Annotated in this window: 17 protein-coding genes; 6 read left to right on the top strand and 11 right to left on the bottom strand. The window is 69.7% G+C overall.

Going from position 1 to position 14,142, the window contains the following annotated elements:
* Positions 1 to 2 precede the first annotated feature (2 nt).
* Together ACG01O_RS11995 and ACG01O_RS11990 are read right to left on the bottom strand one after the other, a co-directional pair.
* Complete coding sequence (locus ACG01O_RS11995) at positions 3 to 452, bottom strand: SRPBCC family protein (protein ID WP_394384822.1); 450 nt, start codon at positions 450 to 452, stop codon at positions 3 to 5.
* Positions 453 to 523: 71 nt separating this feature from the next.
* Complete coding sequence (locus ACG01O_RS11990; RefSeq protein WP_394384820.1) at positions 524 to 1,000, bottom strand: flavin reductase family protein; 477 nt, start codon at positions 998 to 1,000, stop codon at positions 524 to 526.
* A 121-nt stretch (positions 1,001 to 1,121) separates the two neighbouring features.
* Between ACG01O_RS11990 and ACG01O_RS11985 the strand changes: the two genes are divergently transcribed.
* Positions 1,122 to 2,096, top strand: a complete 975-nt coding sequence (locus tag ACG01O_RS11985; RefSeq protein WP_394384818.1) for a M48 family metallopeptidase — start codon at positions 1,122 to 1,124, stop codon at positions 2,094 to 2,096.
* Between the two features lie 4 nt (positions 2,097 to 2,100).
* Here the strand turns inward: ACG01O_RS11985 and ACG01O_RS11980 are convergent, their stop codons facing one another.
* The 6 genes from ACG01O_RS11980 to ACG01O_RS11955 all read right to left on the bottom strand — a co-directional run bounded on the left by ACG01O_RS11980 (position 2,101) and on the right by ACG01O_RS11955 (position 6,856).
* Positions 2,101 to 2,733, bottom strand: a complete 633-nt coding sequence (locus ACG01O_RS11980) for a Crp/Fnr family transcriptional regulator (protein WP_394384816.1) — start codon at positions 2,731 to 2,733, stop codon at positions 2,101 to 2,103.
* Positions 2,734 to 2,775: 42 nt separating this feature from the next.
* Complete coding sequence (locus ACG01O_RS11975) at positions 2,776 to 3,453, bottom strand: helix-turn-helix transcriptional regulator (protein ID WP_394384814.1); 678 nt, start codon at positions 3,451 to 3,453, stop codon at positions 2,776 to 2,778.
* Between the two features lie 118 nt (positions 3,454 to 3,571).
* Complete coding sequence (locus ACG01O_RS11970) at positions 3,572 to 4,213, bottom strand: MBL fold metallo-hydrolase (RefSeq protein WP_394384812.1); 642 nt, start codon at positions 4,211 to 4,213, stop codon at positions 3,572 to 3,574.
* 339 nt (positions 4,214 to 4,552) lie between these two features.
* A complete protein-coding gene (locus ACG01O_RS11965; protein ID WP_394384810.1) occupies positions 4,553 to 5,098 on the bottom strand; it encodes a hypothetical protein in 546 nt (181 codons plus the stop codon).
* Positions 5,099 to 5,156: 58 nt separating this feature from the next.
* Positions 5,157 to 5,798 (bottom strand): uridine kinase, encoded by a 642-nt coding sequence (gene udk / locus ACG01O_RS11960; RefSeq protein ID WP_394384808.1) that lies wholly within the window; start codon positions 5,796 to 5,798, stop codon positions 5,157 to 5,159.
* 212 nt (positions 5,799 to 6,010) lie between these two features.
* On the bottom strand, positions 6,011 to 6,856 hold the full coding sequence (locus tag ACG01O_RS11955; RefSeq protein WP_394384806.1) for an SOS response-associated peptidase family protein: 846 nt from the start codon (positions 6,854 to 6,856) through the stop codon (positions 6,011 to 6,013).
* A gap of 117 nt (positions 6,857 to 6,973) precedes the next feature.
* On the opposite strand from ACG01O_RS11955, the gene ACG01O_RS11950 reads away from it, so the two are divergent.
* The 4 genes from ACG01O_RS11950 to ACG01O_RS11935 all read left to right on the top strand — a co-directional run bounded on the left by ACG01O_RS11950 (position 6,974) and on the right by ACG01O_RS11935 (position 10,298).
* The gene (locus tag ACG01O_RS11950; RefSeq protein WP_394384804.1) at positions 6,974 to 7,465 is read left to right on the top strand and encodes an MOSC domain-containing protein; all 492 of its coding nucleotides are present in this window, start codon (positions 6,974 to 6,976) and stop codon (positions 7,463 to 7,465) included.
* A 72-nt stretch (positions 7,466 to 7,537) separates the two neighbouring features.
* A complete protein-coding gene (gene epsC / locus ACG01O_RS11945) occupies positions 7,538 to 8,470 on the top strand; it encodes a serine O-acetyltransferase EpsC (RefSeq protein WP_394384803.1) in 933 nt (310 codons plus the stop codon).
* Positions 8,471 to 8,636: 166 nt separating this feature from the next.
* On the top strand, positions 8,637 to 8,924 hold the full coding sequence (locus tag ACG01O_RS11940; RefSeq protein WP_394384801.1) for a DUF2789 family protein: 288 nt from the start codon (positions 8,637 to 8,639) through the stop codon (positions 8,922 to 8,924).
* 87 nt (positions 8,925 to 9,011) lie between these two features.
* Positions 9,012 to 10,298, top strand: a complete 1,287-nt coding sequence (locus ACG01O_RS11935) for an MFS transporter (protein WP_394384799.1) — start codon at positions 9,012 to 9,014, stop codon at positions 10,296 to 10,298.
* Here ACG01O_RS11935 and ACG01O_RS11930 read toward each other — a convergent pair.
* The 3 genes from ACG01O_RS11930 to ACG01O_RS11920 are packed head-to-tail and all read right to left on the bottom strand — an operon-like array spanning position 10,282 to position 12,559.
* The gene (locus tag ACG01O_RS11930; RefSeq protein ID WP_394384797.1) at positions 10,282 to 11,817 is read right to left on the bottom strand and encodes a tryptophan halogenase family protein; all 1,536 of its coding nucleotides are present in this window, start codon (positions 11,815 to 11,817) and stop codon (positions 10,282 to 10,284) included. The two genes, ACG01O_RS11935 and ACG01O_RS11930, sit on opposite strands and share 17 nt — an antisense overlap.
* A complete protein-coding gene (locus tag ACG01O_RS11925; RefSeq protein WP_394384795.1) occupies positions 11,814 to 12,311 on the bottom strand; it encodes a PIN domain-containing protein in 498 nt (165 codons plus the stop codon). The genes ACG01O_RS11930 and ACG01O_RS11925 overlap by 4 nt, the downstream gene beginning before the upstream one ends.
* A complete protein-coding gene (locus ACG01O_RS11920) occupies positions 12,311 to 12,559 on the bottom strand; it encodes a type II toxin-antitoxin system Phd/YefM family antitoxin (RefSeq protein ID WP_394384793.1) in 249 nt (82 codons plus the stop codon). The genes ACG01O_RS11925 and ACG01O_RS11920 overlap by 1 nt, the downstream gene beginning before the upstream one ends.
* Before the next feature lie 216 nt (positions 12,560 to 12,775).
* Here ACG01O_RS11920 and ACG01O_RS11915 point away from each other — a divergent pair, with 216 nt between their 5' ends.
* Entirely contained in the window at positions 12,776 to 14,140 is a 1,365-nt protein-coding gene (locus tag ACG01O_RS11915) for a cation:proton antiporter (RefSeq protein WP_394384791.1), read from the top strand.
* Positions 14,141 to 14,142: the final 2 nt, after the last annotated feature.

Below are 14,142 nucleotides of genomic sequence, written 5' to 3'. Positions count from 1 at the left end.
GCTTACTGCGCGATCTCGGGCTCGGCCAGCTGCGCCAGCAGCTGCAGCGATTCCTGCCAGCCCATCACGCAGGCCTGGGGCGGAATGACGGCCGGAATACCGCGCTGCTCAATATGCAGCTCGGTGCCGCAAAACACCGGCTCCATGCGCACGGTGGTGGTCATCTCGCCCGGCAGCTGGGGGTCATCAAACGTGGCGGTGTAGCTCAGCAGGCGGCCGGGCTCCACCGTCAGGTAACGGCCACCAAAGCTGTGGCTGCCGCCGGTGGTGAGGTTGGTGAACGCCATGCGCCAGGCGCCGCCCACTTGCACGTCCATGGCGTGCACCGTGGCAAAAAACCCGTGCGGCGGCAACCACTTGGCGAACGCCTCGGGCATGGTGAAGGCGCGCCACAGCCGCTCGGGCGGGCAGCGCAACACGCGGTGGAAGGTGACGGTGTGGGTGGACGACATGCCAAGCCTTTTTCAAAAACCGGGGCCCCGGCCCCTGCGTGCACGACGAGCCACGCGGCCCGCCTTCGACATCACAGCGGCAGTTCGGTGAAGTAACGGCCGCCGTGGAAGATCAGCGGCTGGGCGCCCGGGCGCGCCTCGCAGCGCTCCACCTCGCCCACGAAGATGACGTGGTCGCCCTCCTCGTACTGGCTGCGGTTGGCGCACTCGAACACGGCCACCACGCCGTCCAGCACCGGCGCGCCGCCCGCGCCTTCGCGCCAGGGCACGCCGGCAAAGCGGTCGATGTCGCGAGTGGCGAAGCGCTGGGCCAGGGCCATCTGGTCGGCCGCGAGGATGTTGATCGCGTAGTGCGACCCTTGGCTGAACACCGGCATGGACCCCGCCCGGCGCGCCAGGCTCCACAGCACCAATGGCGGGTCCAGCGACACGGAGTTGAACGAGTTGGCCGTGAGCCCGACCAGGCTGCCGTCCGCCCCACGGGCGGTGACGATGGTGACGCCCGTGGCAAACATGCCGAGCGCCGCGCGGAAGTGCTGGGAATCCATGTCAGGAGGCCCGGTGTTGCCGAGGCAACCGGCCGGAGGCGCGGGTGAGCGGGTTCATGCCGGTGATTGTCACCGCCCTCGTCCTACGACGCGGCCGCCCGCCTCACCGCAAAATGCCGGCATGCACGCCCGAGATTTCCAGGTTCACGACGACCTGCACTTCAGCCACACGCCCCCGCGCGGGTTCGGCCACTGTGCCGACTGCGCCGCCGGCCGCTGCGCGCCGCCCCAGCAGCGCAGCCGGCGCCTGTTCACCGGCTTGCTGGGCGCCGCAGCGCTGACGCCGGCCTGGGCGCGGGAAGGCGTGGACGTGGGCCCCAAGAGCTGGGCCACGCAGGTGGTGCCCGCCGAACAGCTGGAACAAGCCGGCGGCCAGCAGTACGCGCAAATGATGAGCCAGGCCGCCCAGCAGCGGGGCCTGGCGCCCATGGACCACCCGCAGGTGCAACGGCTGCGCTACATCGCCAAACGCATCATTCCGTTCAGCTACGAGTGGAACGAGCGCGCCCGCCAGTGGAAATGGGAAGTGAACCTGCTCGGCAGCGACCAGCTGAACGCCTTCTGCATGCCCGGCGGCAAGATCGCCTTCTATTACGGCATCCTGGAAAAGCTGAAGCTCGAGGACGACGAGGTGGCGGCCATCATGGGCCATGAGGTGGCCCATGCGCTGCGCGAACACGCCCGTGAACGCGTGGGCAAGACGACCCTCACCAACGGCGGCATTGAAATCTTCTCGGCCCTGCTGGGTCTGGGCAACCTGAGCCGCGGCGTAGTCAACCTGGGCGGCCAGCTGCTGTCGCTGCGCTTCAGCCGCGGTGACGAGAGCGAGGCCGACCTGGTGGGCATCGAGCTCTCGGCCCGTGCCGGCTACGACCCGGCCGCCGCCGTGCGGCTGTGGGAAAAGATGATGGCCAGCAACAAGGGCGCGCCGCCGCAGTGGCTGTCCACCCACCCGTCCAACAGCACGCGCATCCGCGACATCGAGGCCAACCTGGGCAAGGTGCAGGGCCTGTACGACCGTGCACCGCGGCCGGACACGCGCTTCCCTATCGCCCCGCCGCTGCGCAAGGGCAACAGCAACAACGGCAACGGCTGAGCGCTTACCAGCGCGCCGGCAGGGTCTTGAGGCGCTGGTACTTGCCGGCCGCGATGCGCTGCAGGTAACCGCCCAGCTCCAGGTCCTTGATCAGCTTGCTGACCATCTCGCGCGAGCAGCCCAGGCGCTGGGCCATGCCCTGGTGGGTCAGCTCCAGCTGCCGGCCGTCCACCGTGGATTCATCCACCAGGTTCTTCAGGCGGCCGTACACGTCGTTCAGTGCCAGCTGCTTGGTCGACAAGGTGGCGGCCCGCGCGCGGCGGATCACCTTGGTCAGCAGCTCAAAGGCGAACTCGGGGTGCTCGCTGATGTGGGTGAGCAGGCTGGCCCGGGTCACCATCACCAGCCGGCTGGCTTCCTCGGTGATGACGCTGGCCGAACGCGGCCCGCCGTCCAGGCTCATCTCGCCCACGTACTCACCGGGGCCGTAGACGCCGTAGGTGATCTCGCGGCCGCGCACATCGCTGCTGTACGCCCGCAGGGAACCCGCCAGGATGAGGTAGAGGTTGTCGCCGACCGAGCCTTCCTCGATCAGCACCACCCCTTTGCGGTAACTGCGTGGCATGCCGCGCGCCGCCAGCAGGCGCAATGCGGGCGGCAGGGCATGAAATTCGTTGTCGAGTGCGTCGTCGGCCATCCAAGCAGCGCCGGGGCATGTGGCCCGCGGCGCGGCCGGATGTTAATTGACCACCTTGGCCGGCCGCAGCGACGACACCAGCGGCGGCAGCAGCGCCAGTTGGCGCATCAGCTCGCCAATGCTGTCGGCCCCGCTCTTGGCACGGATGCTCTGGATCTGGCTGCGCACGGTCGAGATGGCCACGCCCTGGCGCTGCGCCACCTCGTTGGGCTTGACGCCGTTGGACAGCGCTTTCAGCACCTCCGTCTCGGCCGGGGTGAGCTGGTAGCGCAGGGCGAACCACTGGGCGGCCAAGTCACCGCACAGCTGGCGGCGTTCAAGAATCAGCAGCACCGCCGCCTGGCTGACGTCACGGTTCAGCGGCACCACCACCACGTTGGCGCGACCGCACTCGGCGCGTTCATCGCCCAGGCGCAGCAGGCAGCGGCGGCCGCTCGCTTCCGCACCTTCCAGCGCTTCGGCCAGCGGCACGGCGTCGGTCAGCAGCCGGGCGCGCAGGTGCTGGCCCACGAGCTCCAGTGGGTGGTTGTCGTCCAGCGACGCACGCGCCGCCAGGTTGGTGTGCAACACGCGGCCTGCGCCGTTGAGCAGCACCACGCCGTGGTCCAACTCTTCCAGCACCAAACCCAGCCATTGGTTGGACAGCGATGCCGCCGCGCGGCGCTCGCGGGGACGGGAACCGGGCGTTTGGCCCGCCTGCACAGCCTCGGGGATCCACATCGTTGCACTCCTCTGCCCGCACCTTGCGAGCCATCCTTAAAGCGTAGGAGAGCAGCGTCGGCCGTGGTCGTGAATGTTGTGGGGGGCTGTTGTGAACGAATTACGCCGAACCCCTCAGTCAGGCGGCATCTGCAACATAGGGATTGCTCTTTCGCTCGCGCCCGAGAGTGCCTTCCGGCCCATGCCCGGGAATGAACACCGTGTCGTCCCCCATCGGCCACAGCCGGGTGCGAATCGCGTCCAGCAGGTGCTGGTGGTTGCCGCCGGGGAAGTCGGTGCGGCCGATGCTGCCCACGAACAGCACATCGCCCACGAACACGCGCTGGGCCGACGCCGAATGGAACACCACATGCCCCGGCGTGTGGCCCGGGCAGTGCCGCACGGTCAGTGTCTCGTGGCCCACCTGCACGGTGTCGCCATCGGAGAGCCAGCGGTCCGGCTTGAAGCCCTCGGCCGGCGGGAACCCGAACATCTGCGCCTGCTGCGGCAGCCCGTCGATCCAGAACTGGTCACCCGGGTGCGGCCCCACGATGGGCAGGCCCTGCTCGCGCGCCAACTGGCCGGTGCCGCCGGCATGGTCGATGTGGGCATGCGTGAGCCAGATCGCCTTCAGCGTCAGGCCCCGCTGCTTCACCGCCGCCAGCAAGCGCGGCAACTCGCCACCCGGGTCGATCAACACCGCCTCGTTCGTGGCCGTGCACCACACAAGCGAACAGTTTTGCTGGAACTGGGTAACCGGCAGGATGAGGTACTGAAGCATGGAGCGATTGTGGCTTTGGCAGCGCAGCCCCCATGCCGATGACACACGACGGCAGACTGGCGATGGTGCATTGCCTTTTGCGGCGCGGCACGGCCGGGCAGATCAAATCCGCCCGGCCAACCTTATTGACGTCGTGAACCGCAATATTGGTTCAGCTGTCGAGTTCCCCCGCTGCTGGATTTGCTCGCCAAGCCCTTGGAAAAAAAACTGCGCCGGTCGACCGAGAGCGACGAAAAGACCGGGAGCTGCTCCGGAACTCAGTGCCGACAGAATTCGTTGCACGCCTCAACCGGAAACCAGGTGCCATCGAGTTTCATGCAGACAGACGCTCGATCGCTCTCAATACTTTGGGTAAGAAGGAGCAATCCCCTCAAGGTATGTGAACGTCACGGAGTGCACAAGGGAATCAAGGCTGCCAAGGACAATTTTCGCCAATACATGCCGCTTGGCTTTTTCAGACAATACCAATGAACACCGCGTGCACCGCCCAGGCGCAAAATCCTTCCATCGATCGGAAAACAATTCAGCCACTTCCTTGATGTTCAATTTTTCACTGGCGACATACACCGTGGCCGAAAGGAACGATCGCGGGGAATTCGCGGCGGCAACGTCGATCTGGATGAGAATCTCCCGCTGATTACTCAACGTGATCCTGCAATTACGTCGATGTTCCGCATCCTCGGCCGTACAACTGGCTTGCTCGCTCTGAATCAAAGCCTGTTCGATGCCAGCAGCGGAAGCTTCCGTGCGCTGGTCCACCATGTGTTCGAACAGGGAGAGCACCTCTCGAATGATCGAAACCGGCTCGTCAGCCCGTATTTGCGTAGCAGTTGCCAGTAAGAAGCTGACGACAACGAGTCTGGGCCACAGCGCGAGTCGGTTCATCCCCTCAGTCCTTGGTTCGCAGCCTCGAAGTAGGTCTCACCTCTCCCATTCCCGCCCATCAACCGCGCGCTTTGTCGCCCAGCAGGCTCAGCACCTTGGTGGTGATGATGTCCACCGCCGGGCCGTTGGCGCCGTGCGGCAGGATCACGTCGGCGTTGCGCTTGGTGGGCTCGATGAACTGCTTGTGCATGGGGCGCACCGTTTCCAGGTACTGGTTCACCACCGACTCGGTGCTGCGGCCGCGCTCCGAGATGTCGCGCTGCAGGCGGCGGATGAAGCGCACGTCGGACGCGGTGTCCACGTAGATCTTCAGCGACATCATGTTGCGCAGCTTGGTGTCGTACAGGGCAAACAGGCCTTCCACCACGATCACCGGCGCGGGCTTGACGGTGATGGTTTGCGTGGAGCGGTTGTCGGCCGCGAAGTCGTACACCGGCATCTCGATGGCTTCACCCTTGCGCAGCGCGGCCAGGTGTTGGGCCATCAGTGGCCAGTCGAAGGCGTCCGGGTGGTCGTAGTTCTGCTTGCGCCGGTCTTCCGGCGGCATGTGGGATTGGTCGCGGTAGTAGTCGTCCTGCATCACCACGGCCACGTTGTCGGAGCCGATGGCGGCCAGCACCTGGCGCGTCACGGTCGACTTGCCGCTGCCGCTGCCCCCTGCAACACCGATGACGAAGGGCTTCTGAGGGGATTTGGGCATGGGTCGGTGCATCAGGCAGAGAGAACAACCGCGTATTTTCCCGCCAGCGCGCGGCTGCGGGCGCACCGCCCCACCGCACGAGGGCGCATGCGGTGCCAAGGCGTGCGCACCTGCCCCCAAAAAAGCTCAAAAAATGGGGGCTGGCTCGCTGCCGGCCAGCCCCCCCAAGCCGTGAGGCCCGACGGGGCCACGGCAACTGCCGGGGTAGCGTGCTAGAACAGCGAGCCGGAGATGGGGGCTGGGCCGTCTGCGCCCGGGCCGGTGGGGGTGCGGGCCGGCCGGCTGCGGCGCGGCGGATGCGCCTCACAGGCCGTCACGTGCCATTCGTACGCAAACATGTCGGGCACGGCGGCCCAGCTGCGCGGTTCGCGGCGCGGGCGGGTGGCCGGGGCTTGCGGGTGGGCCACCAACGGCTGGCCGGCACTGCGGGCCAGCGCGCGCTCGGCGTCTTGCAGGCTGCCGTCCAGCCACAGGGCCAGATGCTCGGGCGCCAGCAGCGCGGGCATGCGGCGCGGGCCGTCGGGCGCACCCCAGCGGGCAAACACCGGGTGGGCGCCGGCGGGCTGGGTGAGCCAGGCGAACTCCAACGGCCCGCGGCCCTCAACGTCGAACTGAACGTCGAGCTCACTGTCGAGCTCAGCGCCCGGGCGTTCTTGCCACAGCGCCGCCAGGCACAACGGCTGGCCGTGGGGTGCGTGGACGACCCAGTGCTCGGGCCGGCCGGCGTCGTAAGTCCAGCCCGACACGGCCCGTGCCAGCACCACGGCGCGGCGCCCGGCCCACCAGCTCTCGCGAAAGCGCGGGGTGGACTTCATGCGCTCCACCGCGCAGTTGCCGTGGGCGTGCTCGCGGCCGAAGGCGAGGTCACGCGGCGCGCCGGCCGGGGCACCCTCGGCGCGGCGCAGCAGCGGGCTCAGACCGGCCTCCAGGCGGCGGGACCAGTCAGCGCCCCAAGCCTCCGCAGGCTCGGCGGCCCAAGCTTCATCCCCCCCAGGCACAACCCCCGGCGCGAACGGCGCCAGCGCGCGCAAGGCCTGCAGGGCATCAGGGTCCGTCACGGAGAAGGGTTCGGTGCGCATCGGTCCAGGCGAGAGCGGGAAAACCGCTGCGCATAATACTGTATGCAATCACAGCTTTTTGCCAATTTACCGCCCGGCCGCGCTACCCTCGCGCCGATGAAAAGTGTGCGCGACTTGATGATTCCCCCGGCCCACCTCGAAGGGCGGCTTGAAACCATCATCGTGCGCGGCGCGCCGCGCGACCCGGCCCGGCGGGTGGAGCGCACCGTCGCGCTGGCGGGCATCGGCCTGGCGGACGACCGGCTGGGCCGGCGCGGCGAGGCGGAGCTGTCCACGCGCCAGGTCACGCTGATCCAGCGGGAGCACCTGCCGCTGATTGCCGCCTGGGTGCGCCGCGAAGCGGTCGACCCGCTGGACCTGCGGCGCAACCTGGTGGTGTCGGGCATCAACCTGCTGTCGCTGAAGAAAGTGCCGCTGCGCGTGGGCGACGCGGTGCTGGAGTTGGTGGGGCCGTGCGCGCCGTGCTCGCGCATGGAAGAGGTGCTGGGGCCGGGCGGCTATGCCGCGATGCGCGGCCACGGCGGCATGACAGCGCGGGTGCTGCAAACCGGCGCCATCGCCTGCGGCGACGTTGTGCGGCTCGCCTGAGCCTCACCCTGACCCCCGCCACGAAAGCCTTGGCACGGCCGGGGCACAGGGGGCTTCCTATACTCGTTTCCCATGAGCACTGCCCCTGCCATTCCGCCCGCGCCCACCCCGGCGCCTGGCGATGAACTCAGCGCCGTTGTCGACGCCCTGCGCAGCGCCCGCCGCCAGTGGCGCGACGCCCACCGCCGCGGTGTGGACGGCCGCGAACTGCCCTCGCGCGAGTTGCTGGCCGGCATGGTGCAGTGTTTGTCGGGCGCGCTGTTCCCGATGCGGCTGGGCCCGCCCACGCTGCGGCCAGACAACGAAGACTTCTACGTCGGCCACACCCTCGGCGCGGCCATGACGACGCTGCGCCAGCAGGCCGCGCTGGAACTGCGCCACCACGCCCGCCAGCGCGGTGACGACGCCCCGGCGGCGGACGCGGCCGACCTGGCCAACCGCTTTTTGCTGACGCTGCCCAAGATTCGCGTGCTGCTGGACAGCGACGTGCTGGCCGCCTACCAGGGCGACCCGGCCGCGCGCAGCGTGGACGAGGTGCTGCTGTGCTACCCCGGCGTGCGCGCGCTGATCAGCCACCGGCTGGCGCATGAGCTGTATGCGCTGGGTCTGCCGCTGCTGGCCCGCGTGGTGGCGGAGTTGGCGCATGCCGAAACCGGCATCGACATCCACCCCGGCGCCACCATCGGGCGGGGCTGCTTCATCGACCACGGCACGGGTGTCGTCATCGGTGAGACGGCCATCCTGGGCGAGCGGGTGCGCATCTACCAAAACGTCACGCTGGGGGCCAAGAGCATCCGCACCGACGACGAGGGCCACGCCGTGAAGGGCCAGCCCCGCCACCCGGTGGTGGAGGACGAAGTGGTGATCTACGCCGGCGCCACGGTGCTGGGCCGCATCACCATCGGCCGCGGCTCGGTGATCGGCGGCAACGTGTGGCTGACCCGCAGCGTGCCGCCGGGCAGCGTGGTGACGCAGGCTGACTCGGTGGGCTGCGGCGGCAACTGAGCGCCGCGCGCCCCGGGGCGGTGCCCGCCGCCGCCGGGTCTGCACGCCGGCCCTTGCCGCCCCGGTGAAGCACCGACAGGGCCGACAGCGCCGTGCGGCCTTGGCTGACACGGCCGGCCCGCACCGGGCCGTACCTTGCACTCCTTCTCGATTGAAAGGAGTGCCCATGGACACCACCACCCACCGCAGCCTGGAAGACCTGTTCGCCCAGCTGGGCCTGCCGGATTCGCCGGCCGAGGTTCGGCTGTTCGTGCGCCGGCACCGCCCGCTGCCCACCACGTTGAACCTGGCTGAAGCGCCGTTCTGGACGCCGAGCCAGAAGGCCTTCCTGACCCAGCAATGGCGCGCGGACGATGGCGACTGGATCATGCAGATCGACCTGTTGAACGCCATGCTGCGCGAGCACCCGGACCCGTCCGAGCTGCCGCAGGCGGAAGACGCGCCCACGACCTGACGGCAGGCCCTGGCCGGGCCGATCTTGAGCCCGTGTTGAGCCCGCATAGAGCCGATTCTGGGCGTCCACCGCGCCCACAATCGGCGCATGACCGGCCCGACCGCCACGCCCACACCCCCGCCGCGCGCCCGCTGGCCCGTGGTGGCGCGGCTGGGCGGCGCGCAGACGCTGGCCTGGGCGTCGTCCTTCTACCTGCCCGCGCTGCTGGCGCGGCCCATGGCGGCCGAGCTGGGCATCAGCGAGCCGGCGGTGTTCGGCGCGTTCTCGGCCGCGCTGGGGGTGTCGGCCCTGGTGGGGCCGCACGCGGGCCGGCAGATCGACCGCCACGGCGGGCGCCCGGTGTTGATGGCCACCAGCGGCGTGTTCGCGCTGGGCCTGCTGTTGCTGGCGGCCGCGCCCAACGCCTTGTGGCTGTACCTGGCCTGGGCGGTGCTGGGCGTGGGCATGGGCAGTGGCTTGTACGAAGGCGCGTTCGCTGCGCTGGTGCGGCTGTACGGCGCCGAGGCGCGCGGGCCCATCACCGGCATCACGCTGCTGGGCGGCTTTGCCAGCACCGTGGGCTGGCCGCTCACCGCCGCGCTGGAACACGCGTGGGGCTGGCGCGGCGCCTGCGCCACCTGGGCGGTGCTGCACCTGGCGGTGGGCCTGCCGTTGAACGCGGCGCTGCCGCGCACGCCGGGCCGGCCCTCCGACGAGCCGGCCACCGCACCGAACACCTCCCCCGGAGCGCCCGCGCCCGCCACGATGGCGCTGCCCGCGGCCACCCCGCCGCAGCCACGGTTGGGCACCGTGGTGGCGCTGTCGTGGGTGTTCGCCGTCACCTTGTTCATCAGCACCGCGCTGGCGGCGCACCTGCCCAGCCTGCTGGCGGCGGTGGGCGCTGCGCCCGGCACGGTGATCGCGCTGGCCGCGTTGGTGGGGCCCGCACAGGTGGCGGGGCGGCTGCTGGAGTTCGGCGCGCTGCGGCGGCTGCACCCGCTGCAGTCGGCCCGGCTGGCGGCACTGGCCCACCCGCTGGGGGCCGTGCTGTTGGCGGTGTTCGGCGTGCCCGCAGCGGCGGCCTTCACGCTGCTGCACGGCGCGGGCAACGGCATCTTGACCATCACGAAGGGCACGCTGCCGTTGGCGCTGTTCGGCGTGGCGGGCTACGGCCAGCGGCAGGGTTGGCTGATGCTGCCGGCACGCCTGGCGCAGGCGCTGGCGCCGTGGCTGTTCGGCCTGCTGTGGGCGGCGCGGGGCACGGAGGTGCTGGTGTGGTCGGCCGCGCTGGCGGGCACGGCGCTGGCGGCGCTGGTGTGGCTGCGCGCGCCTGCTGAGCCCGACAGGGGTGGCGAGGGCGGGAACCGTCCGACGACCGTCAACGCGCCGCGTTGATCTGCTGGATCAGCGCGCGGTGCGACGGCAGGTCGGCCACGGCGCGGTCGGCAAAGCGCTGGATCTTGGCGAACACCTTGGCCGCGTCCTCTGCGCGGGGGAAGTCGTCGCGGCCGGCCTGCAGGTCGGTCTCGAAGCCCATGCCGTACAGGATGTACTGGTAGTTGAAGAAGGCAAACGTTTCGGTGTCCAGCACGAAGTCGAAGCGGCCGGGCGGGCGCAGGCGCCATTCGTCCAGCAGGCCGGCCAGGCGTTCGGGCAGCGTGGCGGGCGCGGCGTTGTCGCGCCAGAAGGGCTCAGGCCGCTGGCTGACGGCGTAGTGCAGCTTCAGGAAGTTGATGATGTTCTCGAAGCGGGCCGTCATCAGCTGGTTGAAGCGGCGCGCCGGCGCGTGGATGGGGCCGCTGTGCGGCAGCATCTCGGCCACCATGCCCACCGCCGCTTCCACCAGCACCAGGCCGGTGGCTTCCAGCGGCTCCAGGAAGCCGGCGGACAGCCCCACCGCCACGCAGTTCTTGACCCACTGCTGCTCGCGGTAGCCGGGCTCGAACGGGATGCTGCGCACGGCGGCGGCGTCCAGCTCGGGGCCGCAGTAGGCGCGCAGCAGGTCGGCCGCGCGCTCGTCGCTGAGGTGCTGGCTGGAGTACACGCAGCCGATGCCGCGCGCGCCGTTCAGGCCGATCTCCCACAGCCAGCCGGCCTCGTGCGCGGTGGCGACGGTGCTGCTTTCCATCGGCGCGTCGGCCGCCAGCGGCAGCTTGCAGGCCAGCGCCCGGTCCACGAACAGCTGGTGCCGCACCGAGGTGAAGGGGCTGCCCAGCGCCGCGCCGATGAGCTGCGCGCGAAAGCCGGTGCAATCCACGTACAAGTCCGCCTCGAAGCGGCCGTGCTGCGCGGTGTGCAGGTGCGAGATGGCGCCGGTGGCGTCCAGCACCACGTCGGTCACCTCGCCTTCGGTGTGGCGCACGCCCAGCTCGCGCGCCCGCTCGGCCAGCAGCCGGGCGAGCTTGTAGGCGTCGAAGTGGTAGGCGTAGTTCAGCGGCGCGGCAAACGGCGCCTCGCCGGCCCGCTTGGGCGCGCGCTGGGCCTGGGCCACGCGGGCCTGCAGCGTCATGGCCTCGGCAAACGGCCGGCGCGTGGCGGCGTCTTGCAGCAGCCAGTAGGGCACGAGGTTGAGGTCGTCCGCGAAGTACGGCGCCTCGAACGGGTGGAAGAACGCGTGCCGCGTGCCGTCAGCCGCCGGGGCGTGCGCCCAGTCCATGAAGCGGATGCCCTGCTTCAGCGTGGCCGAGGTCTCGCGGATGAAGCGGGCCTCGTCGATGCCCAGGAACTGCAGCGTGTTGCGGATGGTGGGGAAAGTGCCCTCGCCCACGCCGACGATGCCGATGTCGGGCGACTCCAGCACGGTCACTTCCAGGTGCGGCCGCTCGGCCAGGCGCAGGTGGCGGGCCAGGTAAGCCGCCGTCAGCCAGCCGGCCGTGCCGCCGCCGACGATGAGGATTCGTCGCTTGTGGGTCATGCGCGGGTATACAGGTTCTTGAGCCACTGGTGGCCGGTTTGCGCGCCGTGCGCCCAGTCTTCGTCGTCCTCGCTGGGCTGGGCCACGTAGCCGGACGGGTTGAGCAGCTTCACGCGGCCGGCGCGGAAGGCCGAGACGCGGTGGGTGACGAAGGTGAGGCTGTGCTCCAGCGCGGTGGCGGCCAGCAGGCCGTCGCGGGTGTTGGCGTAGGGCAGCTGCGCGCGGCGGCGCACCACCGCCGCGTCGACCGGCAGCACGCGGCCCTCGAAAGCGGGCATCACGCGGTTGTCGATCCAGTCGCGCAGGGCCAGGCCGGCGGCGCGGTCCCGGCGTGCCAGGCGGGCGGCGGCGGTTTCTATCTCCAGCAGCGTGAGTGCCGAGATGAACAGCTTCTGGCGCGGCAGGCCCGCCGCCCAGGCGGCCAGGCCGGCGTCGGCCGGGGCGGCACGGGCCTTGCGCAGTTCCAGCACGATGCCGGTGTCCAGCAGGTACATCACAGCGGTTCCCGGTGGTCCCAGGCGCCGTCGGGGGCCAGGTCGCCGGCCTCCAACGCCACGGCATCGGGCTGGGCCAGCAGGTCCAGGATGCTTTCGCCCTCGCCGGTGAGGCGGCGGTATTCGGCAATGCTCATCAGCACGTGCGTGGGCTGGCCGCGGTCGGTGATGAGCACGGGCTCCACCTGCGCGGCGCGCTTGGCGTGGCTCACGTCGCGGTTGAAGTCACGGCTGCTCAGGAGCTTCATGGCCGGCGAATGTACCTACCTGCCTGCAATGCGGCAAACGCAAGGTAGGTACGTCGGCACAAAGAGGTTCATGCCGATGGACAGCGCAACCCCGGCTGGCACAGTGCACAACCGCTGGTCTCTTTGACCGGGATCAGAACGAGACAACGTTGTCGCCAACCCACCGCTGGGCGCACTGGCCGGCGACAGCGCCTGACAGACCACAAGGCTTACCCGATGGATTTCGACCTGCTGGCCGTGTTGGCCGATGTGTTCGCCAAGCACGGCCCCGCCGCCCCAGCCGTGGCGCACACCTACTCGCCGGGCGACTTCAGCATCCGCTTCTTCCTGCAGCTGGCCATCATCCTGCTGGCCTGCCGCGTGGTGGGCTGGGCCGGCCGCAAGTTCCTGGCGCAGCCGCAGGTGGTGGGCGAAATGATTGCGGGCGTGCTGCTGGGCCCGTCGCTGTTCGGCATGCTGGCGCCCGAGGTGCAGGCCGCCATCTTTCCGAAGGAAATGCGCAACGTGCTGTACACCGGCGCGCAGCTGGGCGTGGGGCTGTACATGTTCCTGGTGGGCACCACGCTGCGGCTGGACCACTTCGCCACCAAGGCGCGCAGCGCCATCGGGGTGTCGGTGGCGGGCATCACGGCGCCGTTCTTTATGGCGTTCCTGATCACGCCGCTGCTGCTGACCGTGCCGGGCCTGTTCGCCGAGGGCATTTCCACCGCCAATGCCACGCTGTTCATGGGCGCGTGCATCGCGCTCACGGCCTTCCCGATGCTGGCGCGCATCATCAACGAGCGCGGCCTGGCGAACACCTCGCTGGGCACGCTGTCGCTGACGGCGGGCGCGTTTGACGACGCGGTGTCGTGGTGCGTGCTGGCGGTGGTGCTGGCTGCCTTCGGCGCCGGCCCGGGCGTGGCGGTGCTGGCGATTGGCGGCGGGGTGCTGTACGCCACCTTCATCATGCTCTTCGGCCGCCGGCTGCTGGCGCCGCTGGGCCGCATCGTGGAGCGCGAGGGCCACATGAGCACCACGGTGCTGGGCATCACGATGGCGCTGTTCTGCCTGTCGGCGTTCATCATGGACGCGGTGGGCATCCACTCCATCTTTGGCGGCTTCATCCTGGGCGCGGTCATGCCGCGCGGGCTGTTTGCGGAGGAGCTGAAGAAGAAGGTCGAGCCGCTGGCCGTGGTGCTGCTGCTGCCGATGTTCTTCACCTACTCGGGCCTGAACACGCGGCTGGACATGATCAATTCCGCCGAGCTGCTGCTGATTGCGCTGGGGGTGCTGCTGGTGTCGGTGCTGGCCAAGTTCGGCGCCTGCTACCTGGCCGCGCGCCTGGCGGGCGAAGACAACCGCACCGCCCTGGGCATCGGCGCACTGATGAACTCGCGCGGGCTGATGGAGCTGATCATCATCAACATCGGCTTGCAGAAGGGCATCATCGGCCCGGCGCTGTTCTCGATGCTGGTGCTGATGGCGGTGGTGACCACCGTGATGGCCACGCCGCTGTTCGAGGCGGTGTACGGCCGCAAGGCGCGGGAGTCGGGCGAGCTGGATGCGCTGCCCCGCACGGCGGCAGGCAGCTCGGCTTGATC

Source organism: Pelomonas baiyunensis, assembly GCF_043555935.1.
GTDB classification, from domain to species: domain Bacteria; phylum Pseudomonadota; class Gammaproteobacteria; order Burkholderiales; family Burkholderiaceae_C; genus Pelomonas; species Pelomonas baiyunensis.
This window is presented reverse-complemented; position numbering and strand designations above follow the sequence as displayed.